This is a genomic window from Bartonella sp. AA83SXKL, assembly GCF_042196965.1.
GTDB lineage: Bacteria > Pseudomonadota > Alphaproteobacteria > Rhizobiales > Rhizobiaceae > Bartonella.
On record NZ_JBHIRG010000267.1, the window covers coordinates 1 to 295 of the forward strand.

Genomic DNA, 295 nt, shown 5'->3' on the forward strand with positions numbered 1-295 from the left:
TGGTTACAGGTCTTATTAAATCGGATGGTGGGTCCATTAAAATTGATGGATTTGATATCACGCATCTACCAATGTATCGACGTGCTCGTTTAGGTATTGGATATCTTCCTCAGGAAGCATCGATTTTTCGTGGTCTTTCAGTAGAAAAAAATATTAAAGCTGTTTTGGAAGTAGTAGAAAAAGACCGGCTTAAACGACGTGAAGATTTGGATGCCCTTTTGCATGAATTTAAAATTGACCATTTACGCAAGATGCCTGCTCTTTCTTTATCAGGTGGCGAGCGTCGACGACTTGA

General features: G+C 39.7%; 1 protein-coding gene. It reads left to right on the forward strand.

Features of this window, described 5'->3' with window-relative positions; translation table 11 throughout:
• Window positions 1-295, forward strand: a 295-nt coding sequence (locus ACFINO_RS11025; RefSeq protein ID WP_375655891.1) for an ATP-binding cassette domain-containing protein, incomplete at both ends; no start/stop codon positions are given.